The organism is Devosia elaeis (assembly GCF_001650025.1).
Taxonomy (GTDB): Bacteria; Pseudomonadota; Alphaproteobacteria; order Rhizobiales; family Devosiaceae; genus Devosia; species Devosia elaeis.
The window spans coordinates 36,655-62,420 of record NZ_LVVY01000085.1 but is presented as its reverse complement, the minus strand read 5'-3'; the positions used below and the strand labels follow the sequence as shown (position 1 = coordinate 62,420).

Below are 25,766 nucleotides of genomic sequence, written 5' to 3'. Positions count from 1 at the left end.
GTAAACCACACTTCCTCCACACAAGCCCGAGGGTGACGATCAGTGGGTGGGGCTGGTGCAGTGACCCGCCGATGCCCCCCTGCCCTCAAGGGGCGGGGAGAGAAGGAGCCATGCGCAAACAGCTGCGCCAATCAGACCCGGTGCACGAACACGCTGACATTGGGCTTGCGGCCCCAGAAGGCGTTGACCTCGTTGCGGATCGCCTTGAACAAAGCGGAATTGAGCACTTCGGTGTCGGAGCGGCGCTTGGGCGGCATGGACTTGATGACCCCGGCAATGGTGTCTTCCACCAGGTCGGCCACCGATTCCTCCTCGGTTTCGGGCAGGCCCTCGACCACCATTTCCGGGCCGGAGACCACGTGGCCGCTGGCATTGACGGCGAGGCTGACGATGATCATGCCGCCGAAGGACAGGCGCCGCCGGCCCTTGACGCCGCTTTCTTCGGGCGTGCACAGCACGAGGCCATCAAGATAGAGCTCGCCGGTGCGCACCTCGGCCGGGAAAGCCGTGGCTTCGGGGAAGAGCCGCACCATGTCGCCATTGCGGGCCTCGCAGACATTGGGAATGCCCGCCTCGCGCCCCAGCCTGGCATGGGCGGCCAGATGCGCCGCCTCGCCATGCACGGGCACCAGCACATCGGGCTTTACCCAGGAATAGAGCTTCTGCAACTCGCCGCGACGCGGATGGCCGGTGACGTGGACCAGCGCGTCATTGGCGGTGATCACCTCCACGCCCTTGTCGATGAGCAGGTTCTGGATGTCCTGCACTTCGCGCTCATTGCCGGGAATGGCCCAGGACGAGAAGATCATGCGGTCGCCGGCATTGAGATCGATCACCGGGTGATCGCCGCGGGCGATGCGGGCGATGGCGGCGCGGGCTTCGCCCTGGCTGCCGGTGCAGATCAGCACGCATTTGTCGCGCGCGATGGACTTGTACATGTCCTGGTCGTGCAGAACCGGCAGGCCTTCGAGCATGCCCAGCTCCTTGGCGATGCCCATGATGCGGTGCAGCGACCGGCCGGACATGACCACTTCGCGGCCCGCCTCGTGGGCGGCGCGAACGATGGAGACGACGCGGCCGACATTGGACGCGAAGGTGGTGACGGCCACACGATGGGGCGCCTCGGCGATCAGCTTGGCCAGATTGCCGCCGACCACCTGCTCGCTGGGGCTTTCGCCGTCCTTCATCGCATTGGTGGAATCGCAGACCAGCGCCAGGGGCAGATCGCTTTCCTCGCCGATCTTCTGAAGGCGCGCGAAATCGGTGGGCGAGCCCATGACGGGCGTGGGATCGAGCTTCCAGTCGCCAGTGTGCAGGGCCCGGCCGACCGGGGTGGTGATCAGCAGGGCGTTGGATTCGGGGATCGAGTGGGCGACGTTGATCGGCTCGATGGTGAAGGGGCCGACGGTAAAGGCCTTGCCCGGCTGCATGATGGTGATGTCGACATTTTCGACGATGCCGTCCCCTGCCCGCTTGGCCGCCAGCATGGCGGCGGTGAACGGGGTGGCATAGACGGGCCGATCGAAAACCGGCCAGAGATCGAGCACGGCGCCATAATGGTCTTCGTGGCTGTGGGTCAGGATCAGCGCCAGGACATCGTCGGCGTTTTCTTCCAGAAATTCCGGATTGGCCATGATCAGTTCGATGCCCGGCAGGTCCGGACCGCCGAAGCTGACGCCGCAATCGACCACGATCCACTTGCGCTTGCGCTCGGGACCGAAGCCATAGGCGGCCATGTTCATGCCGATTTCGCCGACGCCGCCAAGCGGCACGAAAACGAGTTCATCCCTTTGGTTCTTAGCCATGGGTATTTTATTCCTTTTATAGCAGCGTGACGCCGGGCGAACTGTGGTCGCCGGTCGCCGCGCCTTATGTTGTGGTCAGCTTCGGGCGCTGGCCGTTGCCCCAAAATGCACATCGCCGGCGGTGATCGGGAATCGCGAACCGTCATCGGCCCGGATAATCAACCGACCGCTGGAGTCGATGGTTTCAAAAATACCGCGCCGGACGACACCGTCCTGCGAGACAGCGACAGGCGCGCCGATGCCGGCGGCGGAATCGCGCCAGAGGTCGAGCACGGCATCAACGCCGCGTCCATCGTCCCAGAGCGCGAAGGCCTCTACCCAGGCATCCGAGAGTGCCTCGAACACGTCCTCGGCCGTCCGTTCGACGCCCAGGGCGCGCAGCGAGGTGGCCGGATAGGGCGTGCCCTCGGGCGCGGCGATCACATTGACGCCGCAGCCCACAACGATGGCGCTGCGGCCATCGGGCGTCTTGCTGGCTTCGAGCAGGATGCCCGACAGCTTGGCGCCGTCGGCCAACACGTCATTGGGCCATTTCAGCGCGATGCGCGATCGGCCATCGGCGCCATCCGCCCCATCGATGCCGATGCGGAACGTTCCCTGCGGGAGAATGGCAGCCAGGCCGCGATTGAGCGCCACACCGGCCACGAAGCCGAGCGTGGCAATGCGCTCCGGCGAGGCATCGGGCACGATGAGCAGGCTTGCCGCCAGATTGCCCGGCTCGCTGTGCCAGGGCCTGCCCCGCCGGCCGCGGCCGGAGGTCTGGTGCAGGGCCGCGAACCAGATGCCGCCCGGATCGCCCGCGGCGGCGGCCGCGAGCGCTTCATTATTGGTCGAGCCTATGGCGTCAAAACCGGCGAGCCGGTATCCGGCCGCCCTGGCCTTGGCGCCCAGCGCAAACCTGTTCACCTAAAACAGGCTTCCGGCGGCCTGATGCGCCATGCTGGCCAGCGGATTGCCCAGGGTGAAATAATAGGTGACGATCAGGAAGCCGAACACGGCCATGATGATGTTGAGCTCGTTCGGCACGGCGACGAACTCGTCCTTGGGTTCGTCGAAATACATCACCTTGACCACACGCAGATAGTAGAAGGCGCTGATGGCCGAGGCCAACATGCCGATGACCGCCAATACATAGAGATTGGCCTCGATGGCTGCAAGGAACACCATCCATTTGGCGAAGAAGCCGGCAAGCGGCGGCAGGCCGATCAGCGAGAACATGACGATGGCCATGATCGCCGCCACGAAGGGACGGGCCTTCGACGCGCCGGCCAGATCCTCGATGGTCTCCACATAACCGCCATTGGCGGTGCGCAGCGACAGAAGGCAGGCGAAGAGCGCGACCGTCATGCCGACATAGATGGCCATATAGACCGCCACGCCTTCGACGCCCACCTGCGTGCCCGAGGACAGGCCGACCAGGGCGAAGCCCACATGGCCGATCGAGGAATAGGCGATAAGGCGCTTCAGCGACTTCTGGCCGATGGCGGCGAAGGCGGCCAGGACCATGGAGGCGATGGACAGGAAGATGATGATCTGCTGCCAGTCGCTGGTGATGGGCGCGAACGTGTCCATGACCAGGCGAACCATCAGCGACATGGCCGCAACCTTGGGGGCCATGGCGAAGAAGGCGGTGACCGGCGTGGGCGCGCCTTCGTAAACGTCGGGCGTCCACATGTGGAACGGCACGGCCGAAATCTTGAAGGCGACACCGGCCAGGAGGAAGACCAGGCCAAAGATCAGGCCGATGGAGCGGCCCTCATTGGCGATGGCGATGACGATCTCGGAGAGATTGGTATGGCCGGTAAAGCCGTAGATCAGCGAGGCGCCATAGAGCAGCATGCCCGAGGAGAGCGCGCCCAGAACGAAGTATTTCAGGCCCGCCTCGGTGGCGCGGCTATCGTCGCGCTTGATCGCCGCCATGACATAGAGCGAGAGCGATTGCAGCTCGAGGCCGACATAGAGGCTCATGAGGTCATTGGCCGAAACCATGACCATCATGCCCAGGGTCGCGAGCACGGCGAGGATGGAATATTCGTATTTGTGGACGCCGTTTTCCTCGGCATTGGAGAGGCTGAGGACAAGCGCCAGGGCCGCGCCGCCCAGGACCAGCACCTTCATGTAACGGGCAAAGCCGTCGGCGATGAAGAGGCCGTTGAAGATGACCCCATCGGCCGGCTGCAGGATGACCAGCACGCCGGTCGCCGCCAGGAGGCCAATGGCCAGCCAGCTCACAAGGCTCGACTTCTCCTTGTTGACGACGATGCCGACGAGCAGGAGCACCAGGGCTCCCGCGGCCATCAGCAGCTCGGGATAGGCCGGAGCCAGGCTCGCAAAATCGGTAATGTCAGAGTTCACGACAGTCTCCTAGTGCGAAGCGGGCGCTGCGGCCGGCTGTGCCTCGCCCGTGGGCGCGGCATATTCGAGTTGGATACGCTGGTCGGCCAGATCGACGGCCGGGTCGCGGCCGATGGCGGTCGAATATTGCGTCACCAGATTGTCGACGGCGGCGGCCGTCGTATCGAGGATCGGCGCCGGATAGAAGCCGAACACGATGGTGAGCACGATCAGCGGATAGATGACGATCTTCTCGCGCAGGTTGAGGTCGAGAATCGACTTGAGGCTGTCCTTGGTCAATGCGCCGAAGATCACCCGGCGGTAGAGCCAGAGCGCATAGCCGGCCGAGAGGATCACGCCGAAAGCCGCGCCGAACGCCACCCAGGTATTGACCTGGAACACGCCCATCATGGTGAGGAATTCGCCCACGAAGCCCGAGGTGCCCGGCAGGCCGACATTGGCCATGGTGAAGACCATGAAGGCGAAGGCATATTGCGGCATGCGCTCGACGAGGCCGCCATAGGCGGAAATCTCGCGGGTATGCATGCGGTCATAGATGACGCCGACGCAGAGGAAGAGCGCGCCGGACACGATGCCGTGGCTGATCATCTGGAACATGGCGCCCTGGATGCCCAGCGCATTGCCCGCGAAGATACCCATGGTCACGAAGCCCATATGCGCGACGGACGAATAGGCGATCAGCTTCTTGATGTCGGTCTGCACCAAAGCGACCAAGGAGGTCAGGATGATGGCGGCGACCGAGAGCAGGAAGACGAAATTGGCGAAGTTCGCCGAGGCTTCGGGGAACATGGGCAGGGAGAAGCGCAGGAAGCCGTAGCCGCCCAGCTTGAGCAGGATGGCGGCCAGGATCACCGAACCGGCAGTCGGCGCCTGCACGTGCGCTTCCGGCAGCCAGCGGTGGAAGGGCCACATGGGCATCTTGACCGCGAGCGAGGCGAAGAAGGCCAGCCAGAGCCAGGGCTGCATGCCGACCGGGAAATCGTGCGTCAAGAGGCGGGCGATGTCGGTCGTGCCGGCATCCCAATACATGGCCATCATGGCCAGCAGCATCAGGACCGAGCCGACAAAGGTGTAGAAGAAGAACTTATACGCCGCCTGGATACGGGCCGAACCGCCCCAGATGCCGATGATCAGGAACATCGGCAGCAGGGTGCCTTCGAAGAAGACGTAGAACATGGCCAGATCGAGCGTGGTGAAGACGCCGATCATCAGCGTTTCGAGCACCAGGAACACGATCATGTATTCCTTGAGGCGCATGTCGACGTCCCAGCTCGCCAGCACCACGGCCGGCATCAGCAGGGCCGTCAGCACCACGAACAGCACCGAGATGCCGTCGACGCCGACGCGGTAGCCGATGGAATCGCCGATCCAGGGCATGTTGACCACGAACTGGAAGCCGGCATTGGAGGCGTCGAACGCATTCCACAGGGCCAGCGACAGCGCGAAGACCACAAGCGTGGTCGCCAGAGAAATCCAGCGGATCGCGCCGATGGCGGTCTTGGGTGTCGCCAGCAGCAGCACCGCGCCGAGGAGCGGAAGCCAGGTGACGAGGGAGAGGATGGAATTGTCGAAGGTCATCAGATGAGCCCCCCGGCCGTAATGGCCCAGGTCAGCAGCGCCGCAATGCCGATGAGCATGGCAAAGGCGTAGTGGTAGAGATAGCCGGACTGAAGCTTGACGACCCAGCTGGTGACATTCTGGACACGGCGGCCGAGGCCCTCGGTGATCTTGCCGTCAACCAGCCAATCGTCGAAGCCCTTCCAGATGGAATTGCCGATCCAGAGCGCGGGGCGCACGAAGATCGTGTTGTAGAGCTCGTCGAAATACCACTTGTTGAGCAGGAACCGGTAGAGCCCCGGATTGGCCGCAGCCAGGCGGCCCGGCACGTCGGGACGCCGGATATACATGTACCAGGCGGCCACGAATCCGAGGATCATGGCGATGGTGGCGCTCCACTTCACCCAGGTCGGCACATGGTGCGCGTCCTCGATGATCTGGTGATCGACATAGATCGAGCCGGCGAAGAAGTGCTCGATGTGCTCCACGTCGTGGAAGAACATGGAATAGAACACCACGCCTGCCAGCACCGCGCCGATGGCCAGCACATAAAGCGGGACCAGCATGACACCAGGCGCTTCATGGGCATTGTCATAAGCCGAGCCATGGTGGCCGTGATCGTCGGCATTGCTGTCGTGGATCGGCTCGTCATGGCTTTCCAGGGCGGCGTGAGACGGATCGGGATGCGGACCCTCGCCGTGATGCTGCGTATCGCGGGGCGAACCGTGGAAGGTCAGGTGCACCAGGCGCCAGGAATAGAAGCTGGTGAACAAAGCTGCGACGACCAGGAGCCAGAAGGCCAGGCTGCCGACATTGCCGCCATAGGCATAGGCGCTTTCGATGATGGCGTCCTTGGAGAAGAAGCCGGCAAAACCGAAATTGGTGCCCGGGATGCCAACGCCGGTCAGGGCGAGCGTGCCGATCATCATCATCGCATAGGTGATGGGGATCTTCTTGCGCAGGCCGCCCATGTTCCGCATGTCCTGCTCATGGTGCATGGCGTGGATGACCGCGCCGGCGCCGAGGAACAGAAGAGCCTTGAAGAAGGCGTGGGTGAAGAGGTGATAGACACCCGCCGAATAGGCCCCTACCCCGAGCGCCACGAACATGTAGCCGAGCTGCGAACAGGTCGAATAGGCGATGACGCGCTTGATGTCGTTCTGCACGAGGCCCACGGTCGCCGCGAAGAAGGCGGTGATCGCGCCGATGACGATGATCACCGTCAGGGCGACGGGCGAGGTTTCGAACAGCGGCGACAGGCGCGCGACCATGAAGACGCCGGCGGTGACCATGGTGGCGGCATGGATGAGCGCCGACACCGGGGTCGGGCCCTCCATGGCGTCCGGCAGCCAGGTGTGCAGCAGGAACTGCGCCGACTTGCCCATGGCGCCCATGAACAGCAGCAGGCAGATCACGGTCATCGCATCGACGTTCCAGGCCAGGAACTGGAAGGTCGGCATGCCGGTCACGGCGAATTCGTCGACGGCGGCGAAGGCACCGTCGAAGCCGATCTGGCCGAGCACCAGGAACGAGCCGAAAATGCCGAGCAGGAAGCCGAAGTCACCGACGCGATTGACGATGAAGGCCTTCATGGCCGCGGCAGAGGCCGAGGGACGCGTGTACCAGAAGCCGATGAGCAGATAGGAGGCCAGACCCACGCCTTCCCAGCCGAAGAACATCTGCAGGAAGTTGTCGGCGGTCACCAGCATCAGCATGGCGAAGGTGAAGAGCGAGAGATAGGCGAAGAAGCGCGAGCGGTGCGGATCCTCGTTCATGTAGCCGATGGAATAGACATGCACGAGGGCGGACACGCTATTGACCACGACCAGCATGATGGCGGTGAGCGTGTCGACGCGCAGCGTCCAGCGCAAATCCATGTCGCCGACCTGGATCCAGCGCATGACCTCGACCTTGAGGACAGCGGCATGGCCATCGCCGACCGCGCCCACCAGACCGTCGCCGAAGGCCACGGGGATGAACACGACCCAGCTCAGCACCGCCGCCACGATGAGCAGGCCCGTGGTGATGAGCTCGCTCGGGCGGTGCCCGATGGTCCGGCCCAAAAGGCCGGCAATAAGCGCCCCGATAAGGGGCAGGAAAACAATCGCCTGAATGATCATAGCGGGTGCCCCTAGCCCTTCATCATGTTGACGTCCTCAACCGCGATGGAGCCACGGTTGCGGTAGAAGATAACGAGGATGGCCAGACCGATGGCCGCCTCGGCGGCAGCGACGGTGAGGATCATCAGCGCGAAAACCTGCCCCTGGAGGTCATTGAGCTGGGCGCTGAAGGCCACCAGATTGAGATTGACGGCAAGCAGGATCAATTCCACCGACATCAGGATGACGATGATGTTCTTGCGGTTGATGAAGATGCCGAACACGCCGAGCGTGAACAGGATTGCCGCGACGGTCAGGTAATGACCGAGCCCGATTTCCAGACCCATGATAACCCCCTAAAGCCCCTGACCCGATTTGACCTTGACGACTTTGAGCGTCTCGCTGGCCTTGCGGCCGATCTGTTCGGCCGTGCTCTGCCGCTTGATGCCCGGACGATGGCGCAGCGTCAGCACGATGGCGCCGATCATGGCGACCAGCAGCACGGCGGCAGCGCCCTGGAACAGGAAGACGTAGCGCGTGTAGAGCACCTGGCCGAGCGCCCGCGTGTTCTGGATCGTGTTGTCGATGGGCAGCGCCGCACCGCCCGCGATCTCGGGCGAGATGAAGGCGCTGCCGGCCACCAGCAGCAATTCGAGCAGCAGGACCACGCCCACCAGGATGCCGACCGGCGCATATTGCAGCAGGCCGGATTTCAGCTCGGCGAAATCCACGTCGAGCATCATGACGACGAAGAGGAACAGCACCGCGACCGCGCCCACATAGACGACGATCAGCAGCAGAGCCAGGAATTCGGCGCCGGCCAGCATGAACAGGCCCGCCGCATTCACGAAGGTCAGGATCAGGAACAGGACCGCATGCACCGGATTGCGCGCCGAAATGACCATGAAGGCCGAAGCGACGGCGATTGCCGAGAATACGTAGAAGAAAAACAGTGGAAGGCTCATCGTCTTCCCTCTCAGCGATAAGGCGCGTCGGCGGCCAGGTTGGCGGCGATTTCACGCTCCCAACGGTCACCATTGCTGAGGAGCTTCTCCTTGGAGAAATAGAGCTCCTCGCGCGTTTCGGTTGCGAATTCGAAATTCGGACCCTCGACGATGGCATCCACCGGGCAGGCTTCCTGGCAGAAGCCGCAATAGATGCACTTCACCATGTCGATGTCGTAGCGGATCGTGCGGCGGGTGCCGTCGTTCTGGCGCGGGCCGGCCTCGATGGTGATGGCCTGGGCCGGGCAGATGGCTTCGCAGAGCTTGCAGGCGATGCAGCGCTCTTCCCCATTGGGATAGCGGCGCAAGGCATGCTCACCCCGGAAGCGCGGACTGACCTCACCCTTCTCGAAGGGATAGTTGATGGTCGGCTTGGGCGCGAAGAAATAGCGCATGGCCAGGAAGAAGGCCGATACGAATTCCTTGAGCAGAAGCGTGTTGAGAAGCTGTCCGGCGCGCATCAGGCGACCCCTCCGTTCCAGCCCCAGCCGGTGAGCTGGAGGACGAAAGCAACGATGACGACCATGATGAGCGAGAGCGGCAGGAACAGCTTCCAACCGATCCGCATGAGCTGGTCATAGCGGTAGCGGGGCACGATGGCCTTTGCCATGGCGAACATGAAGAAGACGAGGGTAACCTTGATGAAGAACCAGATGATCCCCGGAATCCAGGTGAAGGGCGGCAGATCGATCGGCGCAGCCCAGCCGCCAAGGAACAGGATCGTGGTCATGGCGCACATCAGCAGGATCGAGATGTATTCGCCGAGCATGAAGAGCAGGTAGGGCGTGGCCGAATATTCGGTCATGAAACCGGCCACCAGTTCCGACTCGCCTTCGGCGAAGTCGAAGGGCGGGCGGTTGGTCTCGGCCAGGGCCGAAATGTAGAACACCACGAACATCGGGAAGAGCGGCAGCCAGAACCAGTTGAGGAAGCTGAGCCACGGCACGCCCAGGGCATGGGCCAGGCCCATTTCGGACTGCGCGATGACGATGTCGTTGAGGTTCAGCGAACCGACGCAGAGCAGCACGGTGATGATGACAAGGCCGATGGAGACTTCGTAGGACACCATCTGCGCGGCGGCGCGGATCGAGCCGAAGAACGGATATTTCGAGTTCGAGGCCCAGCCGCCGATGATGACGCCATAGACGCCCAGCGAGGAAATGGCGAGCAGGTAGAGAATACCCACATTGATATTGGCCATGGCCCAGCCATCGGAGACCGGCACGACGGCCCAGCCCGCCAGGGCCAGGGTGGCGGTGATCAGGGGGGCCAGCAGGAACAGTACCTTGTCGGCGCCGGCCGGAATGATGGCTTCCTTGAACACGAACTTCAACAGGTCGGCAAAGGATTGCAGCAGGCCGAAGGGACCGACCACATTGGGACCACGACGCAATTGCACCGCCGCCCAGACCTTGCGGTCGCCCAGGAGGATGAAGGCGGTGAAGATCAGGAGGCCGACCAGCAGGGCAAGCGCCTTATAGACGAAACCGATCTGCGTACCCCAGCCAAGGAAGGGGATACCGAGCAGGTAATCGAGGGCAGCGAGAAGAAAGTCCATATTGCTCCCCTATTCCGCGGCCTGCTTGAGGCCGGCGGCCATGGCGGCGCACTCGCCCATCGTCGCGGAAGCCCGCGCGATCGGATTGCTGAGATAGAAATCTTCGACCAGCGAGGCATAGGGCGCCGACTTGGTCTTGATGGCGGCCTTGGCCAGCTTGGCGATGTCGGCAACCGAACCGGGCGCGATCTCGTCGATGCGGGCCAGATGCGGGAATTCCGCATAGAGCGCGGCCCGGAGCTGGGCCAGCGAGCTATAGGGCAGAGCCTGGCCGATGGCGCCGCTGAGCGCGCGGATGATGGCCCAGTCTTCCTTGGCATCGCCCGGCGGGAACACGGCCCGGGTCGTGACCTGCACGCGGCCTTCCGTGTTCACATAGGTGCCGGACTTCTCGGTATAGGCGGCACCCGGCAGGATGACGTCGGCGCGGTGCGCGCCCTTGTCGCCGTGCGAACCGATATAGACCACGAAGGCCTTGCCCATGGCGGAGGTGTCGTATTCGTCGGCGCCGAGCAGGAAGAGCACGTCGAGTTCGCCCTTGCCGGCCAGCGCGATCTGATCGGCCGAGCAGACGCCGCCATCATGCGGCACGAAGCCGATATCGAGGCCACCGACGCGGCTGGCCGCGCTGTGCAGCATGGCAAAGCCGTTCCAGCCTTCCGCGACATTGGCGCCGCCGGCCAGCCTGGCGGCGAGCGCGATGGTGTCGCGGCCGGCCTGCTTGCCGAGACCGGCGTGGGAGACGGCCCCCTCCCCGACGATGATCAACGGACGCTGGGCATTGGCCAGGGTATTGGCGAAGGCGCCATTGCCGGCGGCCAGGTCGGCCAGCGTCTCGAGGCCATTGCCGAGATAGGTGTAGTCATAGGTCAGGTCAGCCTGTTCGCCGATAACGGCAATGGGCAGGCCCTTGGCGCGCCAGGTCTTGCGGATGCGCGCATTGAGCACGGCCGCTTCCTTGCGCGGATTGGCGCCGATGATGACGATGGCGTCGGCTTCCTCGATCCCGGCAATGGTCGGGTTGAAGATATAGGCCGAGCGCGGCATGGACGGATCGATGCCCGACATGACCGGGCGCACATCGGTCATGCCCGAGCCGATCGAAGCCAGCAGACCCTTGAGGGCATACATTTCCTCGACGGCGGCGAGATCGCCGGCAATGGCGCCGACCTTGTTGCCGGCCTTCTTGACCTTGGAGGCCACGGCGGCGAGCGCCTCGTCCCAGGTCGCGGGCTGGAGCTTGCCGCCCTTGCGCACATAGGGGCGATCCAGGCGCTGGCTCTTGAGGCCGTCCCAGATGAAGCGGGTCTTGTCCGAAATCCATTCCTCGTTGATGGCTTCGTTGATCCGCGGCAGGACGCGCATGACTTCGCGGCCACGGCTATCGACGCGGATGGCCGAGCCGACGGCGTCCATGACGTCGATGCTTTCGGTCTTGGTCAGTTCCCACGGACGGGCGTGGAAGGCATAGGGCTTGGAGGTCAGCGCGCCGACCGGGCAGAGGTCGATGACATTGCCCTGGAGTTCGCTGGTCAGCGCCCGCTCGAGATAAGGGGTGATCTCGGCATCCTCGCCGCGACCGACCAGGCCCAGCTCGGAAATGCCGGCAACCTCGGTGGTGAAGCGGACGCAGCGCGTGCAGTGAATGCAGCGGTTCATCGAGGTCTTGATCAGCGGGCCCATATATTTGTCTTCGACGGCGCGCTTGTTCTCGAAGAAGCGCGAACCGGAGACGCCATAGGCCATGGCCTGGTCCTGCAGGTCGCATTCGCCGCCCTGGTCGCAGATCGGGCAATCGAGCGGGTGGTTGATCAGCAGGAATTCCATCACGCCTTCGCGGGCCTTCTTGACCATGGGCGTGTTGGTGAACATTTCGGGCGGCTCGCCATTGGGGCCGGGACGCAAATCCTTGACCGACATGGCGCAGGAGGCCTGCGGCTTGGGAGGACCACCCTTCACCTCGACCAGGCACATACGGCAATTGCCGGCGACCGAGAGGCGTTCGTGATAGCAGAAGCGCGGGATTTCCGCGCCGGCCGCTTCGGCGGCCTGCATCAGGGTGTAGTAATCGGGGACTTCGACGAGTTGGCCGTCGACCTTGATCTGAGCCATCGGTTTACTCCGCAGCGATCGACGGCACGGCGCCGTCGCTGGTGGACGAATAGGTGTATTGGTCGATCCGCTCTTCGATCACGTGACGGAAATTGCGGATCAGGCCCTGGATCGGCCAGGCGGCGGCATCGCCGAGGGCGCAGATGGTGTGGCCTTCGATCTGCTTGGTCACTTCGAACAGCATGTCGATCTCGCGCTTCTGGGCGCGGCCTTCGACCATGCGGGCCATGACGCGCATCATCCAGCCCGTGCCCTCGCGGCACGGCGTACACTGGCCGCAGCTCTCATGCTTGTAGAAGGCCGAGAGGCGCCAGATGGCACGGATGATGTCGGTGGACTTGTCCATCACGATGATGGCGGCCGTACCCATGGAAGAGCCGACCTCGCGCAGGCCATCGAAGTCGACGATGGCATCCTGGATCTTTTCGCCGGTGACGCAGGGCACCGAGGCGCCGCCGGGGATCACCGCCAGCAGATTGTCCCAGCCGCCGCGAATGCCGCCGCAATGCTTTTCGATGATGTCCTTGAAGCTCTCGCCCATGGCCTCTTCGAATGTGGCGGGCCGGTTCACGTGGCCGGACACGCACATCAGCTTGGTGCCGGTATTGTTGGCGCGGCCGATAGAGGCGAACCAGGCGCCGGAGCGGCGCAGGATTTCCGGCACCACGGCGATGGATTCGACATTGTTGACGGTGGTGGGGTTGCCGTAGACGCCCATGGCGGCCGGGAATGGCGGCTTGAGGCGCGGCTGGCCCTTCTTGCCTTCCAGGCTCTCCATCAGCGCGGTTTCCTCGCCGCAGATATAGGCGCCGGCGCCATGGTGGACGACGATGTCGAAGTCCCAGCCATGCACGTTGTTCTTGCCGATCAGCCGGGCGTCATAGGCCTGCTGCACGGCGGCTTCGAGGTTCTGCCGCTCGCGGATGAATTCGCCGCGCACATAGATATAGGCGATATGCGCACCCATGGCGCGGCCGGCCAGCAGGCACCCTTCCACCAGATGATGCGGATCGTGGCGCAGGATTTCGCGGTCCTTGCAGGTGCCGGGCTCGGATTCGTCGGCATTGACCAGGAGCTGGCTGGGGCGGCCGTCGCCGGCGCCTTCCTTGGGCATGAAGGTCCATTTGAGCGCGGTGGGAAAGCCGGCGCCGCCACGACCGCGCAGGCCCGAGGTTTTCACCTCGTTCACGATCCAATCGCGGCCATTATCGATGAATTCCTTCGTCCCAACCCAGGCGCCGCGGGCGCGAGCGCCTTCCAGGGTCCAGTCATGGCGCCCATAGAGATTGGTGAAGATGCGATCCTTGTCAGCGAGCATGATCAGCTTTCCGCTTCAACAGATAAGTGAACCAGGCGGCAATCCCGATCGCCGCCCCTGCCACCGAAGCCACGACGCTCGGCAGCGCAATATTGGTGGCCATTTCCATCGCAGTGACCACGGCGGTACCAACCAGGGCCAGGATGACGCCGATGACGTAATCCAGCATGGTCAGCTTGCCGAGATCGAGCTTGCGAATGGCCATTTAGCGCGGGTCCTTCCCGAAGACCCTGCGATATTCCTCGACGCCGCCCTTGGCGAGCGCCTTGGCCTGCTTGACCCAGTCGTCGCGCTCGATACGGCCCCGGAAATTGAGCACCGCGTCGACGCGGGCAATATCGGCCTTCTTGAAGGCGGCGACCTGCGCATAGCGGGTAATGCCCAGCGCGTTGAGCTTGCCTTCCAGCACCGGTCCCACGCCCGAGATGAGCTTGAGATCGTCGGCCGGGCCTTCGGGCCGGTCGAACAGAGGCTGGGGCGCGGCCGCGTCGCGGGTCGGCGACACTTCCTGGGCGCTGGCTTCGGGCGCCTTCACCACGGGCTTGGATTTCTTGACCTTGGCCGCGGTGCCGCCTTCGGCAGGCGCACTGGCCTTGGCCTTGCCCACAGCCTTGCCGTCATCGATGCCTTCGGCCTTCGATTCCGCGCCCACGGCGTCTTCGCGCATGGCCTTGTTGGGCTTGCCATCGGCCTTGGCGGCCGTGTCGGCAGCCTTGCGCTCGCGCTCGGCCTTGGCCTGCGACACCTTGGCGGTCTTCGGCGTACCCTTGATGGCCGGAGCGTTTTCCTCGACAACATCGCGCGGCTTGCCGGCGGCCGTAGGGGCCGGCGCAGCAGGCGCGGCGGCCGCTGCGGGTGCAGCAGGCGGCGCCTCGGGCGCGGGGGGCGGCACGAATTTCTCGCGCGTGGCGGTCGGGGGCTCCAGCAGCGTCGTCTCGCCACCTTCGGCAGCGGAATAGTGCCGCTCGATCTGCGGGCCCGGCTTGATGCTGTCGCCCTTGCCGGCCTGGAAAGCGTCGATGATTTCTTCGAGGCGCTCGGCCGTCAAATCCTCATAGGTGTCGTGGAAAATCGCCACCATGGGTGCGTTCACGCAGGCGCCGGCGCATTCCACTTCTTCCCAGGACAGGGTGCCATCCGCGTTGAGATGGTGCGGTTCGGGATGGATCTTGCTCTTGCAGACCTCGATCAGCCCCTCGGCGCCCCGCAGCATGCAGGGCGTGGTGCCGCAGACCTGGACATGGGCGCGCGTACCGACGGGCTGCAACTGGAACTGGGTGTAGAAGGTCGCCACTTCCAGGACGCGGATATAGGGCATGGACAGCATTTCGGCGATCTTCTCGATCGTCGCGCGGCTGACCCAGCCATCCTGGTCCTGCGCCCGCATCAACAGCGGAATGACGGCAGATTGCTGCCGCCCAGGCGGATAGAGCCCGATGCGCTTTTCGGCCCAGGCCTGATTTTCAGCGGTGAAGGCGAAATCTGCCGGCTGAACCGACTCATCCGCAAGGCGTCGCACGCTCATCAGCGATCAACCTCTCCGAACACAATATCAATCGAACCCAGGATCGCGGTGACGTCGGCCAGCATGTGGCCGCGGCACAGGTGATCCATGGCGCTCAGATGGGCAAAGCCCGGAGCGCGGATATGGCAGCGATAGGGCTTGTTGGTGCCGTCGGACACCAGGTAGACGCCGAATTCGCCCTTGGGCGCCTCGACCGCCGCGTAAATCTCGCCGGCAGGAACCTTGTAGCCCTCGGTATAGAGCTTGAAGTGATGGATCAGCGCTTCCATCGATTGCTTCATCTCGCCCCGCTTGGGCGGCACGACCTTGCCATCGGTGGAGGCCACGGGGCCCTTGCCATCCGGCGCGTTCAGCTTGACCACGCATTGCTTCATGATCAGCGCCGCCTGGCGCATCTCTTCCATGCGGATCAGGTAGCGATCATAGCAATCGCCGTTGGAGCCGACCGGAATGTCGAAATCCATCTCGGCATAGCAATCATAGGGCTGCGCCTTGCGCAGGTCCCAGGCGGCGCCGGTGCTGCGCACCATGGTTCCCGAAAAGCCGAGACCCCAGGCTTCTTCAGACGTCACCACGCCGATATCGACATTGCGCTGCTTGAAGATGCGGTTCTCGGTCAGCAGGCGATCGAGATCGACCAGGAAATCCATGAACTCGTCGCAGAACACATCGATGTCGTCGATGAGGGCCTGCGGCAGGTCCTGGTGAACGCCACCGGGACGGAAATAGGCTGCGTGCATACGGGCGCCCGAGGCACGCTCGTAGAAGATCATCAGCTTTTCGCGCCACTCGAAGCCCCAGACCGGCGGCGTCAGCGCGCCGACGTCCATGGCCTGGGTGGTCACGTTCATTAGATGCGCCAGGATGCGGCCGATTTCGGCGTAGAGCACGCGGATCAACTGGCCGCGCCGCGGCACCTCGATGTCCAGCATGCGCTCCACGGCCAGGGCGAAGGCATGCTCCTGGTTCATCGGCGCCACGTAGTCGAGGCGATCGAAATAGGGCACGGCCTGCAGATAGGTCTTGGCCTCGATCAGCTTTTCGGTGCCGCGATGCAGGAGGCCCACATGCGGGTCCACACGCTCCACGAGTTCGCCGTCCAGCTCCAGAATCAGGCGCAGCACGCCGTGGGCCGAGGGATGGACCGGGCCAAAGTTGATCGTGAAGTTGCGTACGTCGACTTCAGACATCAGTTCTTCGCCTTCTCGTCGCCGGGCAGGACGTAATCGGTGCCTTCCCAGGGCGACAGGTAATCGAACGAGCGGAATTCCTGGGTGAGCTTGACCGGCTCATAGACCACGCGCTTGCGCTCCTCGTCGTAGCGCACCTCGACGAAGCCGGTGAGCGGGAAGTCCTTGCGCAGCGGATGCCCATCGAAGCCGTAGTCGGTCAGGATGCGGCGCAGGTCGGGGTGGCCGGAGAACATGACGCCGTAAAGGTCATAGGTCTCGCGCTCGAACCAGTTGGCGCCCGGGAACACATCGCAGATGGACGGCACAGGCGCTGCCTCATCCGTCTCGAGCTTGACGCGAACGCGCTGGTTCAGATGCGGGCTGAGGAAATGATAGACCACGTCGAAGCGGAATTCCCGGGCCGGATAATCGGCGCCGCAGACATCGACAAAAGCGATGAAGCGGCACTTCGGATCATCGCGCAGGAATGTCGCCACATTGACGATCGAATCGCGCTGCACATTGAGCGTGAGATCGCCGAAAGCGACCTCGAAGCTCAGGACGGCATCGCCCAGAGACGATGCGATATGTTCGCCAAGCGTCACGAGCGGGTCGACAACAACAGTTTCGTCCATGCCCCTGCCCTATCGTTCGATCGTGCCGTCGCGGCGGATCTTCTTCTGCAGCAACAGGATGCCATAGAGAAGCGCTTCGGCCGTCGGCGGGCAGCCGGGAACGTAGACGTCCACCGGCAGCACACGATCGCAACCGCGCACCACGGAATAGGAATAGTGATAATAGCCGCCGCCATTGGCGCAGGAGCCCATGGAGATGACGTAGCGCGGCTCGGGCATCTGGTCGTAGACCTTGCGCAGCGCCGGAGCCATCTTGTTGGTCAGCGTGCCGGCGACGATGAGCACGTCGGACTGGCGCGGCGAGGCGCGCGGCGCGGCGCCGAAGCGCTCCACGTCATAGCGCGGCATCGACATCTGCATCATTTCCACGGCGCAGCAGGCCAGGCCCGTCTGCATCCACATCAGCGAGCCGGTGCGCGCCCAGGTGATGAGCTGGGAAACGGAGGTGACGAGGAAACCCTTGTCGGCTAGCTCGTTATTGACGCCGGCGAAGAACGGATCGTCAGCGCCATAAGGCTTGCCGGTCGCCGGATCGAGAGCGCCCGTGGGACGCGGGGTAACCAGTGTCGAACTGGACGGGCTCAATCCCATTCCAGAGCTCCCTTACGCCATTCATAGATAAAGCCGATGGTCAGCACGCCGAGGAAGACCATCATCGACCAGAAGCCGAACCAGCCCACATCGCGGAAGGCCACGGCCCAGGGGAAGAGGAACGCCACTTCCAGGTCGAAAATGATGAAAAGGATGGCGACGAGATAGAAGCGCACATCCACTTTCATACGCGCATCGCCAAAAGCCTCGAACCCCGCCTCGAAGGCCGAAACCTTTTCCGGATCGGGACGCTTGAGCGACACCAGGAACGGCGCCAGCAAAAGCGCGCCGCCAATCACGGCGGCAAGGGCGATGAATATGACAATGGGCAAATAATCGCTGAGCAGGTCAGTCATGCGGCAGCCTAAAGTTCAAGCGGCCAGGGCGGCCGTGATGCGCGCGGGCTGGTCTGCAATTGGGGCAAGCGAACCGACGCGCAGGTGATGCGGAACGGCTTAGACCTTCCCCCAAAACGTTTCAAGGGAAAGAAAATATGACTAAAACAATCATGTAACAGAAGGCGACTTTCCGGTCGCTTCCGCCTTCGGTGCGGCGTCCGGCAGATGGTTTTTTCCGTCAAACCGGCATTTTGTGAAATGCGACCCGCCCCATGGGACACGCAGCGCGGCAGGTTGAGCCTGCCACAGACGGAATCAGCGTGGGATCGTGCGCCGGAAAAGGGCCGGCGGCCGCGACGCAGATAACAGCCCTGCCCAGCATCTTGGACCGAGCCCTGGAACCCGGCGATTCTTTGGCCGAAAAACCAAAACGGCGGACCGATAAATCGGTCCGCCGAGTTGGGTTGCAAGAAAATGGCAACGGGGCGACGCCGCCCCGCCACGCAAAATTCTTAGAAGTGGTAGAACACGCCGACGGTGGCCTTGGCGGATTCGAAGAACGCATCGCCGCTGGTACCACCAACGCTGTCGCTGAAGTCACCCTGGCCAACGAGTTCACCGCGGACGGTGATCGCGTCGGTAACGGCGAATTCAACACCACCACCCAGCTGGTAGACGCCTTCGCTGTCGAAGCCGTCACGGGTCTGGAAACCAACACCAGCCAGGGCGTAGACCATGGCATTGTCGGTCACGACAGCACCAGCGCGGAGATTGGCGAAGAATTCAGCGGTCTCGAAACCGTCGTACCACTGGTAGTCACCGGTGACTTCAACACCCAGCAGGAAGGGGTCGACCGGGATGAAGTTCACACCGGCAGCGGCACCGAGCGTAAAGGCGCTGGCATTATCAGGACCGTTGATGATGCTACCATAGGTGTTGCCTTCACCAACCCAGGCGCCACCAATACGAGCACCGACATAGAGACCTTCCCAGTCAAAACCGGCAGGGGTGTAAACCGGCTGCGGGGTGGTCGGGATGATCAGGTCAGCAGCCTGAGCGCCACCAACCATGAGAGCCGCGGCGGAAACGCCGATGGCGAGAGAACGTACAAACATATCTTGCACTCCCAATAGAGTTAACCGTAGTCGGACGATAGATGCCTCACGGGTGAGAGACTGACAACCCCGTGAATGCTCAAATTCCGCAGCGCGGATAAGATTTAATGACCATTTTCGGGCACCTGTTGCAGGAATGCCCCGGAATTGGTTCAATTTGATACAAATGCCGCCTTGAAGGCCGGTTTTGCGCCTCCCGGCCGGCGCTGCGAGAGCCTCAGGACCGGGAATTAAGGCCCGTTCTGCCATAGGATTGTCATGAATGGAACCGGCCCGCCGGCGATTCTGCGTCCCGACGGGCCCAGTGCCATATTTTCTAGAAATGGATATTGGCGCCGAAGGTGAACTGATTCTTCGGCTCGCCGCCCGCGACGGGGAATCCGTGCAGATATTGCGCGCGCACGGACACGGAATCGGTCACTGCCAGCTCCACCCCGCCGCCTGCCAGAATGTCCTCTTCGCTGGGCGGGCCGAGATCCATCCCGTAGCCACCGGCGGCATAGATCATGACGTCGTCGGTGGCGACGAGACCGGCCCGACCCAGGATTTGCCCATAGGATGTCTCGCCTGCCCCGGCATCGGTCAGGCCGTGCACGGCCACCTCGGCGCCCAGGAGGTAAAAGTCGAACTGCGCGTTCACGCCGGCATTGACGCCCGCCCCGAACTGCGTGCCGCCCGTCGCGCTGTCCTGAACGCCCGCATAGACGCCCGCGTAAAAGCCGCTCCAGTCGAAACCGGCTTGGTCATGCACGGGCAATTCCACACGGGTGGAGGTCGGCACGGTGATCATGTCCGCCGCATGTGCCATACCCATTGGTGCCGCGGAAATGACGGCCACAAGGACAATCCTGGTCATATCCATCGCTGCCTCCTGTGTTCGGCCATTGTCGAAATGGGAACGCCAGCGCTTTCCCGCCGGTTCCCATTTCGCCCGCTCAGGCCGAGGGCAGCAGCCCCACCAGAGCCGGCTCGGCGCGGAAATCATCGGGAAACAACTGCTCCAGCGCCGCGATCTTGGGCAGGTCGTGCTTTATTATATAGGGCCAGTTCGGATTCAGGGTCAGGAAGTCCTGATGGTATTGCTCGGCCGGGTAGAAGGCATCTAGTGGTTCGAGCGTGGTGACGATCGGCCCTTCGAACAGGCCGGCGCGGTCCAGTTGGGCGATGTAGGCGCGGGCGATCTCGTCCTGGGCCTGGGTGACAGGGAAGATCGTCGATCGATATTGCGTGCCGTGATCAGGCCCCTGGTAATTGAGCTGGGTCGGATTGTGGGCGACCGAGAAATAGATGTGCAGCAGGGTGCCGAAGCTGACCTCACGCGGATCGTAAGTGATTTCAACGGCTTCGGCGTGGCCGGTATCGCCCCGCGAGGTCTGTTCATAGGTCGCGGTTTCGGCCGCGCCGCCCGAATAGCCCGATATGGCGCTCGTGACGCCCTTGACGCGCTGGAACACGCCCTGCACGCCCCAGAAACAGCCGCCGGCCAGGACGGCCTTCGCGGTTTCGCTAGTGTCGGGCGGATCGTTTTCGGGGGACGGGATGACGACCGGCTGTTCCTGCGACCGGACCGGACGCGAGAAAAAGGGCAAGGCAATCAATGGCATGGCAGCCAGGCCGGCAAGGATTTTGCGGCGATCAGGAGAGCGAGCGGGCACGTCGACACCTCGCGAATGGACGATATCCACCGGCTTTATGGACCCGAAAGGCCGCCGCGGTCACGAGGCTCACGACGAAATGAAGCCGATCCAAACCTGGACCGCTTCCAAAACGCCAATAATTTCAAGGAAATAAATGGCGCGAGAGACGGGGCTCGAACCCGCGACCTCCGGCGTGACAGGCCGGCGCTCTAACCAACTGAGCTACTCCCGCAGCGCTTGCGAACCAGTCGTTCGCGCAACGTGGGGTCCGTTTACCGACCCCCTTCGGTGAAGTCAAGCGACCTCGTCGCGTTAGCGCGACATTTTTGTGAAGCCGGGTTTCGTCTGTGGAAAACTTCTGTTCCTAGAAGAACTAACGCCGGTTTTTTGAAGCGACGCGCAAAAGGCGCACTTTTGTCGCCCGACGTCGCTCCCGGCGACAGAACGCTAGCAGTCTGTGAACGCTGACAGCGATGCAGGTGAAAAATCCGCGAAGGCGGATGGTGGGCGATGACGGGCTCGAACCGCCGACATCTTCGGTGTAAACGAAGCGCTCTACCAACTGAGCTAATCGCCCGTGCCGTTCGGAAACGGAACGGCGCCCTGATTAGGGTGCCTGCCCCGGCCCGTCAACTGGCATTATAAAGCAAGACGGCTCCGGCGCGTCCTGCGCGGAGCCGATTGCCTAGGGCGGCCACGACAAGGTGCGCCCTAATCCTGTGCCGCGGCATCGCCCTGCGGAAGGCCGGACCCGGCCCGTCCCACGATGCCGCCGCAGGAAACGATCTTAGTTGATCGCGTCCTTGAGACCCTTGCCGGGCTTGAACTTGGCCTGGTTCGAAGCCGGGATCTGAATCTCGGCGCCAGTGGCCGGATTGCGGCCGGTGGAAGCCTTGCGCTTGGAGACGGCAAAGGTGCCGAAACCGACCAGACGAACCTCGTCGCCGCCCTTGAGGGCTGCGGTGATGGCTTCGAACACTGCGTCAACCGCTTCGGCGGCCTGTGCCTTGGTGATCGTAGCCTTGTCGGCAACGACGCCAACCAGATCGTTTTTGTTCATAGCGTTTCCTCACAGTGAATGCCCGCCGTCTCTGGCGAACGAAAACCACGACAACCTTTGGCGATTCTGTACGAAACGCAAGGAAATCCGGGGGTTTTCGACGGCCCGGCGGTGCAAAACTGTTAATGGACCGGAAAAAGAGGCCCCGCAAGCCCAGTTTGCCGCCCGAAGCCCGGTTTCCCGGGAGTTTTGCACATATCCCGGTTCAGGCGCCCATCGGCGTCGTCTGCGGCGGGGTGCGCCTGATTCCGGCCATGAGCGGCAGGGCCAGCAGGTAGACACTCAGCGCCACCAGCCAGACAGCCCCCGGCCAGGTCGGCCGGAAGCCGTGATAGACGAAGCTGAAAAAGAGCGGCCCGAAGACCGAGGCCAGGCTGACCAGGCTGGCCAGCACGCCCTGCAATTGCCCCTGCCTGTCGGCATCGACCTGCCTGGTGGTGACCGATTGCAGGGCCGGCATGCCGATGCCACCCAGGGCGAAGACCGGCGCCATGAGGAAGAGCAGCCAGCCCTGGCTGGCAAAGGCCAGGGTGAGCATGGCTCCGGTCTCGAAGGCCATGCCGACGATCAGCGCCCAGCGCTCGCCCAGCCGCGCCACGGCGGGGCCGGTAAGAAAGGCCTGGGCCAGAGCATGGAAAATGCCGAAGGCGCCGAGCGACAGACCGATCATCATGCCGTTCCACTGGAAGCTGTCCTCGCTGTAAATGGCCCAGGTGGTGCCATAGACGGTGCCGACCAGGTTCATGATGAAATAGATGGCCATGAGCGGAATCAGCGCCTTGAAGGTCAGCGCCCAGGCCAGCGGCTTGAAGGGATTGAGCGTATCCCAGGTGAAGCGCGCATCGCGCCGTCCGGGGCGGGATTCGGGCAGGACGAACAGGGCCAGGGCGAAATTGATGCCATTGAGCAGCGCCGCGACCAGGAAGGGCGAGCGCAGCCACAGATCGCCCAGAATGCCGCCCAGAACCGGGCCGATGATGAAGCCGATGCCGAACATGGCATGGAAGAGGCCGAAGCGGCGGGCGCGCTCGTCCTCGCTGGAGATATCGGTGATATAGGCGGTAGCGACGGCCATATTGGCGCTGGTGACCCCGGCGATGGCGCGACCGATGACCAGCAGCCACAGCTCGGGCGCGAAGGCCATGACGATATAGTCGATGGCGGCGCCGGCCAGGGAAACCAGCAGGACCGGACGGCGGCCGAAGCGATCGCTGAGCACGCCGAGAATGGGCGAGAACAGGAATTGGCAGGCCGAATAAAGCGCCAGCATCAATCCGAGAATGGTGGCGATGTCGCTGGTATGGCCGACCTCGCGCAGCAGCGCCGGCAGGATCGGGAAGATGAGGCCGATGCCGACGGCGTCCAGCATGACGGCGGCGAGAATGACGACAAGCGCCTTGTTCATGGAGCTACTCCAGGAGGTTCCGCCGCGGGCCGCTGGGCCATCGCAGGAGGCAATGTGATGTAGGTGGCCGCGCGGGCGGCGGCAAGGCGGAGGATTGGCTGGCAGGCTGTCAGATGTTGGCAGGAGGGGTATGAAGGTAGGCCCTATCCGCGCCTCTCGCAGCAATCGTAACGATGGACGGGTCCGAGCGCGTGAGCCCCCCACCCCGGCCCTCCCCGCAAGGGGGAGGGTGTCGGGCCGGTGCGTGGGGCACGGACATTGCCCCATACGCAATGCGGCACCTCCCCCTTGACGGGGGAGGATGGGAGGGGGTGCGGGAGCCCTGGTGTCGGAGCAAATCGTCCGGAGGCGGCTGGGCTATTGCTGCAGTGGCTTGCGCTACTCCCAACACCATTCCACCCCACACCGATCGTCACCCTCGGGCCTGACCCGGGGGGCCTACATGCGCTGCTGGCCTGGGAAGTAAGAGCCCTCGGGTCAAGCCCGAGGGTGACGATTGGCGGGGTGGAGGCGTCGTGGGATGGGTGGCGGCATGGTATCGCCCGGCAAGCTCGAGCGTGTGAGCCCCCCACCCCGGCCCTCCCCGCAGGGGGGAGGGTGTCGGCCGGTGCGTGGGGCACAGACATTGCCCTATACGCGATGCGGCACCTCCTCCTTGATGGGGGAGGATGGGGGCGGGAGCCCTGGTGTCGGAGGAATTGGCCCGGAGGCGGCTGGGCTATTGCTGCAGTGCCTTGCGCTATTCCCAACGCCATTCCACCCCACACTGATCTTCACCCTCGAGCCTGACCCGAGGGGCCTACATGCGCTGCTGGCCTGGGAAGTAAGAGCCCTCGGGTCAAGCCCGAGGGTGACGACCGGCGGGGTGGAGGCGTCGTGGGATGGGTGGCGGCATGGTATCGCCCGGCAAGTTCGAGCGTGTGAGCCCCCCTCCCCGGCCCTCCCCGCAAGGGGGAGGGTGTCGGCCGGTGCGTGACGCGCAAATAGAGCCCCGCGACGATGGGCGGTCAGGCCGAGAACGGAATCAGGGGGGTGTCGGCTCTCAGGTATAGCGGGTGCTTGGGGGAACCGTCGGCATTGGTGCCGAAGCACCAGAGGGGGATGCCGTCGGCGCGCAGGGCGGCGACCAGGGCGCGGCCGGCGGGCGCCAGCGCCTTGTTGAGCTTGCCGTGACAGAGGACGACGCGCCATGCCCCCCGGGCCGCCTGGCGGATGGCGGGGAGATTGGCGGGGGAGACGGCGACGACGTCGGGGGCCATCAGCATTTTGGGGTCGGTGGCGCGGTAATCGCCGACATTGCACTTCACCATGGCTGAAAAACCTTCGCGTTTCGCGAAGGTCCATTCTCGGGCGCAAGTGGGATCATCGACACTGGCATCGGCGGTGGAGGGGTTCATGCCGATGAAGAGGATGTAATCGGCGGGGAAGCTGTCGCCCAGCCAGCGACGCATGACCTGGCGGTAGCGGCCGCATTCGCTCATCACCACATCGCCGCGCACGCCTTCGCCGAGGCGCAGGCGCACCTTGCCGCCGGGATCGTGCAGGCCGGCACTCATGCGGTGAGATCGTCCGGCGGGGTGAGGCCGTTGATCAGGCTGGCCGTGGTGATGGTATTGGCGAGCAGGCACGCAATGGTCATCGGGCCGACGCCGCCCGGCACCGGGGTGATGGCGGCGGCCTGTTCGGCGGCGGCGGCATAATCGACATCGCCGACGAGCCGGGTCTTGCCCTCGCCCTTTTCCGGGGCGGGCACGCGGTTGATCCCGACATCGATGACGGTGGCGCCCGGCTTGATCCAGTCGCCCTTGACCATTTGCGGGCGGCCGACCGCGGCCACGACGATATCGGCCTGGCGAACGATGTCGGCAAGGTTTCTGGTCCGCGAATGAGCCACGGTAACGGTGCAATTGTCGCGCAGCAGCAGCTGCATCATCGGCTTGCCGACGAGATTGGAGCGCCCGATGATGACGGCATGACGGCCTTCGAGCGAGCCGAGTTCGTCGCGCAGCAGCATGAGGCAGCCCAGCGGCGTGCAGGATACCGGGCCCGGCAGGCCAATCTGCACCTTGCCGACATTGGCGGGGGTGAAGCAATCGACATCCTTGGCCGGATCGATGGCTTCGATGACCTTGTTGGGATCGATATGCCTGGGCACGGGCATCTGGACGAGAATGCCATGCACGGCGGGATCGGCATTGAGCCGATGGATCAGCGCCAGAAGGTCGGCCTCCGATATATCGGCGGGCAATTCGTGCTTGTAGGAATTCATGCCGACTTCGGCGGTCTGCTTGGCCTTGGACGACACATAGACCTGGCTGGCCGGGTCCTCGCCGACAATGACCACGGCAAGACCCGGCGTGATGCCGTGCTCGGCCTTGAGGCGTTCGACATGGCCGGCAATGCGGCTGCGCAGGTTTTCGGCGAAGGCTTTGCCATCGATGATTTTTGCGGTCATATCGGCCTCGATCTGCTTGAATGGA

24 protein-coding genes and 2 tRNA genes are annotated in these 25,766 nt (G+C 63.6%); all 26 read right to left on the bottom strand.

Features of this window, described 5'->3' with window-relative positions:
• Positions 1–131: 131 nt before the first annotated feature.
• Positions 132–1,805 carry a ribonuclease J gene (locus A3840_RS10220; RefSeq protein ID WP_067455810.1) on the bottom strand — a complete coding sequence of 558 codons (1,674 nt, stop codon included), beginning with the start codon at positions 1,803–1,805 and terminating at the stop codon, positions 132–134.
• A gap of 75 nt (positions 1,806–1,880) precedes the next feature.
• Entirely contained in the window at positions 1,881–2,711 is an 831-nt protein-coding gene (locus A3840_RS10215) for a biotin--[acetyl-CoA-carboxylase] ligase (protein WP_067455808.1), read from the bottom strand.
• On the bottom strand, positions 2,712–4,160 hold the full coding sequence (gene nuoN, locus A3840_RS10210) for an NADH-quinone oxidoreductase subunit NuoN (protein ID WP_082903803.1): 1,449 nt from the start codon (positions 4,158–4,160) through the stop codon (positions 2,712–2,714).
• Positions 4,161–4,169: 9 nt separating this feature from the next.
• Positions 4,170–5,738, bottom strand: a complete 1,569-nt coding sequence (locus A3840_RS10205; protein ID WP_067455800.1) for an NADH-quinone oxidoreductase subunit M — start codon at positions 5,736–5,738, stop codon at positions 4,170–4,172.
• Positions 5,738–7,837 carry an NADH-quinone oxidoreductase subunit L gene (gene nuoL, locus A3840_RS10200; protein WP_067455797.1) on the bottom strand — a complete coding sequence of 700 codons (2,100 nt, stop codon included), beginning with the start codon at positions 7,835–7,837 and terminating at the stop codon, positions 5,738–5,740. The genes A3840_RS10205 and nuoL overlap by 1 nt, the downstream gene beginning before the upstream one ends.
• An 11-nt stretch (positions 7,838–7,848) precedes the next feature.
• Entirely contained in the window at positions 7,849–8,157 is a 309-nt protein-coding gene (gene nuoK, locus A3840_RS10195) for an NADH-quinone oxidoreductase subunit NuoK (RefSeq protein ID WP_067455826.1), read from the bottom strand.
• A 15-nt stretch (positions 8,158–8,172) separates the two neighbouring features.
• Positions 8,173–8,781: an NADH-quinone oxidoreductase subunit J gene (locus tag A3840_RS10190; RefSeq protein WP_067455792.1), complete on the bottom strand. Its 609-nt coding sequence runs from the start codon at positions 8,779–8,781 to the stop codon at positions 8,173–8,175.
• A gap of 11 nt (positions 8,782–8,792) precedes the next feature.
• The gene (gene nuoI, locus A3840_RS10185) at positions 8,793–9,281 is read right to left on the bottom strand and encodes an NADH-quinone oxidoreductase subunit NuoI (protein WP_067455786.1); all 489 of its coding nucleotides are present in this window, start codon (positions 9,279–9,281) and stop codon (positions 8,793–8,795) included.
• Entirely contained in the window at positions 9,281–10,378 is a 1,098-nt protein-coding gene (gene nuoH / locus A3840_RS10180) for an NADH-quinone oxidoreductase subunit NuoH (RefSeq protein ID WP_082903802.1), read from the bottom strand. The genes nuoI and nuoH overlap by 1 nt, the downstream gene beginning before the upstream one ends.
• A gap of 9 nt (positions 10,379–10,387) precedes the next feature.
• Positions 10,388–12,490 carry an NADH-quinone oxidoreductase subunit NuoG gene (gene nuoG, locus A3840_RS10175; RefSeq protein WP_067455783.1) on the bottom strand — a complete coding sequence of 701 codons (2,103 nt, stop codon included), beginning with the start codon at positions 12,488–12,490 and terminating at the stop codon, positions 10,388–10,390.
• A gap of 4 nt (positions 12,491–12,494) precedes the next feature.
• Positions 12,495–13,808, bottom strand: coding sequence for an NADH-quinone oxidoreductase subunit NuoF (gene nuoF, locus A3840_RS10170; RefSeq protein WP_067455774.1), 1,314 nt, complete (start codon positions 13,806–13,808; stop codon positions 12,495–12,497).
• Positions 13,798–14,013 carry a hypothetical protein gene (locus tag A3840_RS10165; protein ID WP_067455768.1) on the bottom strand — a complete coding sequence of 72 codons (216 nt, stop codon included), beginning with the start codon at positions 14,011–14,013 and terminating at the stop codon, positions 13,798–13,800. The genes nuoF and A3840_RS10165 overlap by 11 nt, the downstream gene beginning before the upstream one ends.
• Positions 14,014–15,333: an NADH-quinone oxidoreductase subunit E gene (locus A3840_RS10160; RefSeq protein ID WP_067455767.1), complete on the bottom strand. Its 1,320-nt coding sequence runs from the start codon at positions 15,331–15,333 to the stop codon at positions 14,014–14,016. It lies immediately after the preceding gene.
• Positions 15,333–16,523, bottom strand: a complete 1,191-nt coding sequence (locus tag A3840_RS10155) for an NADH-quinone oxidoreductase subunit D (protein WP_067455764.1) — start codon at positions 16,521–16,523, stop codon at positions 15,333–15,335. The genes A3840_RS10160 and A3840_RS10155 overlap by 1 nt, the downstream gene beginning before the upstream one ends.
• A complete protein-coding gene (locus tag A3840_RS10150) occupies positions 16,523–17,140 on the bottom strand; it encodes an NADH-quinone oxidoreductase subunit C (RefSeq protein WP_067455761.1) in 618 nt (205 codons plus the stop codon). The genes A3840_RS10155 and A3840_RS10150 overlap by 1 nt, the downstream gene beginning before the upstream one ends.
• A 9-nt stretch (positions 17,141–17,149) precedes the next feature.
• On the bottom strand, positions 17,150–17,731 hold the full coding sequence (locus A3840_RS10145; RefSeq protein WP_067455758.1) for a NuoB/complex I 20 kDa subunit family protein: 582 nt from the start codon (positions 17,729–17,731) through the stop codon (positions 17,150–17,152).
• A complete protein-coding gene (locus A3840_RS10140) occupies positions 17,722–18,087 on the bottom strand; it encodes an NADH-quinone oxidoreductase subunit A (RefSeq protein ID WP_067455756.1) in 366 nt (121 codons plus the stop codon). The genes A3840_RS10145 and A3840_RS10140 overlap by 10 nt, the downstream gene beginning before the upstream one ends.
• Before the next feature lie 494 nt (positions 18,088–18,581).
• On the bottom strand, positions 18,582–19,184 hold the full coding sequence (locus tag A3840_RS10135) for an outer membrane protein (protein ID WP_067455753.1): 603 nt from the start codon (positions 19,182–19,184) through the stop codon (positions 18,582–18,584).
• 316 nt (positions 19,185–19,500) lie between these two features.
• Positions 19,501–20,046: an outer membrane protein gene (locus A3840_RS10130; protein ID WP_067455750.1), complete on the bottom strand. Its 546-nt coding sequence runs from the start codon at positions 20,044–20,046 to the stop codon at positions 19,501–19,503.
• Between the two features lie 73 nt (positions 20,047–20,119).
• Entirely contained in the window at positions 20,120–20,788 is a 669-nt protein-coding gene (gene msrA / locus A3840_RS10125) for a peptide-methionine (S)-S-oxide reductase MsrA (RefSeq protein ID WP_067455822.1), read from the bottom strand.
• A 188-nt stretch (positions 20,789–20,976) separates the two neighbouring features.
• A tRNA-Asp gene (locus A3840_RS10120) sits at positions 20,977–21,053 on the bottom strand.
• Between the two features lie 269 nt (positions 21,054–21,322).
• Positions 21,323–21,398: transfer RNA gene (locus A3840_RS10115), tRNA-Val, on the bottom strand.
• Positions 21,399–21,608: 210 nt separating this feature from the next.
• Positions 21,609–21,881, bottom strand: coding sequence for an HU family DNA-binding protein (locus A3840_RS10110; RefSeq protein ID WP_067455748.1), 273 nt, complete (start codon positions 21,879–21,881; stop codon positions 21,609–21,611).
• 205 nt (positions 21,882–22,086) lie between these two features.
• Entirely contained in the window at positions 22,087–23,286 is a 1,200-nt protein-coding gene (tet, locus tag A3840_RS10105; protein ID WP_067455746.1) for a Tet(A)/Tet(B)/Tet(C) family tetracycline efflux MFS transporter, read from the bottom strand.
• A 1,007-nt stretch (positions 23,287–24,293) separates the two neighbouring features.
• Positions 24,294–24,842 (bottom strand): DUF1643 domain-containing protein, encoded by a 549-nt coding sequence (locus tag A3840_RS10100; protein ID WP_067455744.1) that lies wholly within the window; start codon positions 24,840–24,842, stop codon positions 24,294–24,296.
• Entirely contained in the window at positions 24,839–25,741 is a 903-nt protein-coding gene (gene folD, locus A3840_RS10095; RefSeq protein WP_067455742.1) for a bifunctional methylenetetrahydrofolate dehydrogenase/methenyltetrahydrofolate cyclohydrolase FolD, read from the bottom strand. Before folD ends, A3840_RS10100 begins: the two co-directional genes overlap by 4 nt.
• Between the last annotated feature and the right edge of the window lie 25 nt (positions 25,742–25,766).

What these genes read in the sequence shown, in the direction of transcription:
- A3840_RS10220 (WP_067455810.1), bottom strand. Translation starts at nt 1,805, where the DNA reads ATGGCTAAGAACCAAAGGGATGAACTCGTTTTCGTGCCGCTTGGCGGC.
- nuoF (WP_067455774.1), bottom strand. Translation starts at nt 13,808, where the DNA reads ATGCTCGCTGACAAGGATCGCATCTTCACCAATCTCTATGGGCGCCAT.
- tet (WP_067455746.1), bottom strand. Translation starts at nt 23,286, where the DNA reads ATGAACAAGGCGCTTGTCGTCATTCTCGCCGCCGTCATGCTGGACGCC.
- folD (WP_067455742.1), bottom strand. Translation starts at nt 25,741, where the DNA reads ATGACCGCAAAAATCATCGATGGCAAAGCCTTCGCCGAAAACCTGCGC.
- A3840_RS10165 (WP_067455768.1), bottom strand. Translation starts at nt 14,013, where the DNA reads ATGGCCATTCGCAAGCTCGATCTCGGCAAGCTGACCATGCTGGATTAC.
- A3840_RS10100 (WP_067455744.1), bottom strand. Translation starts at nt 24,842, where the DNA reads ATGAGTGCCGGCCTGCACGATCCCGGCGGCAAGGTGCGCCTGCGCCTC.
- A3840_RS10135 (WP_067455753.1), bottom strand. Translation starts at nt 19,184, where the DNA reads ATGTTTGTACGTTCTCTCGCCATCGGCGTTTCCGCCGCGGCTCTCATG.
- msrA (WP_067455822.1), bottom strand. Translation starts at nt 20,788, where the DNA reads ATGCCATTGATTGCCTTGCCCTTTTTCTCGCGTCCGGTCCGGTCGCAG.
- A3840_RS10140 (WP_067455756.1), bottom strand. Translation starts at nt 18,087, where the DNA reads ATGACTGACCTGCTCAGCGATTATTTGCCCATTGTCATATTCATCGCC.
- nuoL (WP_067455797.1), bottom strand. Translation starts at nt 7,837, where the DNA reads ATGATCATTCAGGCGATTGTTTTCCTGCCCCTTATCGGGGCGCTTATT.
- A3840_RS10110 (WP_067455748.1), bottom strand. Translation starts at nt 21,881, where the DNA reads ATGAACAAAAACGATCTGGTTGGCGTCGTTGCCGACAAGGCTACGATC.
- A3840_RS10160 (WP_067455767.1), bottom strand. Translation starts at nt 15,333, where the DNA reads ATGAGCGTGCGACGCCTTGCGGATGAGTCGGTTCAGCCGGCAGATTTC.
- A3840_RS10145 (WP_067455758.1), bottom strand. Translation starts at nt 17,731, where the DNA reads ATGGGATTGAGCCCGTCCAGTTCGACACTGGTTACCCCGCGTCCCACG.
- nuoG (WP_067455783.1), bottom strand. Translation starts at nt 12,490, where the DNA reads ATGGCTCAGATCAAGGTCGACGGCCAACTCGTCGAAGTCCCCGATTAC.
- nuoI (WP_067455786.1), bottom strand. Translation starts at nt 9,281, where the DNA reads ATGCGCGCCGGACAGCTTCTCAACACGCTTCTGCTCAAGGAATTCGTA.
- A3840_RS10190 (WP_067455792.1), bottom strand. Translation starts at nt 8,781, where the DNA reads ATGAGCCTTCCACTGTTTTTCTTCTACGTATTCTCGGCAATCGCCGTC.
- A3840_RS10150 (WP_067455761.1), bottom strand. Translation starts at nt 17,140, where the DNA reads ATGGACGAAACTGTTGTTGTCGACCCGCTCGTGACGCTTGGCGAACAT.
- A3840_RS10205 (WP_067455800.1), bottom strand. Translation starts at nt 5,738, where the DNA reads ATGACCTTCGACAATTCCATCCTCTCCCTCGTCACCTGGCTTCCGCTC.
- A3840_RS10130 (WP_067455750.1), bottom strand. Translation starts at nt 20,046, where the DNA reads ATGGATATGACCAGGATTGTCCTTGTGGCCGTCATTTCCGCGGCACCA.
- A3840_RS10155 (WP_067455764.1), bottom strand. Translation starts at nt 16,523, where the DNA reads ATGTCTGAAGTCGACGTACGCAACTTCACGATCAACTTTGGCCCGGTC.
- nuoH (WP_082903802.1), bottom strand. Translation starts at nt 10,378, where the DNA reads ATGGACTTTCTTCTCGCTGCCCTCGATTACCTGCTCGGTATCCCCTTC.